Annotated in this window: 2 protein-coding genes; one reads left to right on the top strand and one right to left on the bottom strand. The window is 62.2% G+C overall.

All coding sequences use genetic code 11. The features are described from left to right. Window positions 1-873: chorismate synthase (gene aroC, locus AC1D0P_RS25510; protein WP_477679285.1), on the bottom strand; the 873-nt coding region annotated here is incomplete at its 3' end. Window positions 874-998: 125 nt separating this feature from the next. Here aroC and AC1D0P_RS25505 point away from each other — a divergent pair. Then, a complete protein-coding gene (locus tag AC1D0P_RS25505) occupies window positions 999-1,421 on the top strand; it encodes a cupin domain-containing protein (protein ID WP_477679284.1) in 423 nt (140 codons plus the stop codon). The last annotated feature ends 140 nt before the right edge of the window (window positions 1,422-1,561 follow it).

The following is a 1,561-nucleotide window of genomic DNA, read 5'->3' as shown; positions in this document are numbered from 1 at the left end:
GATCGCGATCGAGACTTCCAGGTCCTGGCCGGTGCTGATGCCGCCCAGCACGCCGCCGGCATTGTTCGACAGGAAACCTTCAGGCGTCAGCGAATCGCCATGCGTGGTGCCGCGCTGCGTGACACTGGCGAAACCGGCGCCGATTTCCACACCCTTGACCGCATTGATGCCCATCATGGCAAAGGCGATGTCGGCGTCCAGCTTGTCATACAGCGGCTCGCCCAGGCCGACCGGCACGCCGGAAGCCGTGACGCGTATGCGCGCGCCGCAGGAGTCGCCGGCCTTGCGCAAGGCGTCCATATAGTTTTCAAGCTTTGACACATCGGCCACCGGCGCAAAGAACGGGTTGTTCGGCACGTGCTCCCACGATTCGAACAGAATGACTTCATCGCCCACCTGCGTCATGCAGCCGCGAAACACCGTGCCGTACTTTTCAAACAACCATTTTTTGGCGACGGCGCCAGCCGCCACCGTGGGCGCCGTCAGCCGCGCCGAGGAGCGGCCGCCGCCGCGCGGGTCGCGCAGGCCGTATTTGTGCAGGTAGCTGTAGTCGGCATGGCCGGGGCGGAAGGTCTCCAGGATGTTGCTGTAGTCCTTGCTGCGCTGGTCGGTGTTGCGGATCAGCAGGCAGATCGGCGTGCCGGTGGTCTTGCCCTGGTAAACGCCGGAGAGTATCTCGACGGCATCAGGCTCGTTGCGCTGCGTTACGTGGCGGCTGGTGCCCGGGCGGCGGCGGTCCAGCTCAACCTGGATGTCGGCTTCACTTAAATCCATGCCCGGCGGGCAGCCGTCAATCACGCAGCCAATGGCCGGGCCGTGGGATTCACCAAAATTGGTGACTGCGAATAGGGTTCCTAAAGTATTGCCGCTCATAGGAGGGGATTATCCCAGACCACGGATCGTCCCTTGGGCGGGGCTGATACAGGCTCTGGAACACTTCCTGCTTGCTGCACCGCACCAATCCTGAGTTGGATGTCTTGATGGAACAGGAGCACCCCATGCTGGACCGCACCGCAACCAAGTTTTCCCACGTCAAGCCCGGTGACACGCAGTTTGTTTCCGGCGGTTTGCGCGATTTCTTCCTGTACCGTGACCTCGGCATTGCCGACGCGACCAACGGCAAGGTGATCGCGCACCTTGTCAAGGCGAACATGGCACCAGAAACAGGCACGGGATGGCACCGCCATGAGGCGGACTTCCAGATCGTGATCATGGTCAAGGGCTGGGCGCGCTTTATGTACGAAGACAAGGAAACCCTGGTCGAGGCCGGCGACGTGGTGCACCAGCGCCCGGGCATCAAACACTTCCTGTTCGACTACTCCCCCGACATGGAATACCTGGAAATCGTCGGGCCGGCGGATTTCAAATCAATCGACGTAGACCCCGTCTGCGAGATCCCTCCCCCCACACCCTGGGAGTAGGCAACCGCCACCACCCGGAACCCGTTCCCGAATCCGTTCCCGATTGCCCCTTGTGGATGCGCCGAGGAGCGGAGGTTCAGGCGGATCAGGGATCGCGTTGTTTGAGCCGAAGGCGAGTTTAGCGAGACCCCGCCTGAACC

Source organism: Polaromonas sp. P1_G2, from assembly GCF_056405515.1.
Note: the sequence above shows the minus strand (reverse complement) of the source record. Positions and strands in the feature narration are given on the sequence as shown.

Coding starts and splice junctions, on each gene's coding strand:
- AC1D0P_RS25505 (WP_477679284.1), top strand. CDS start 999: ATGCTGGACCGCACCGCAACCAAGTTTTCCCACGTCAAGCCCGGTGAC.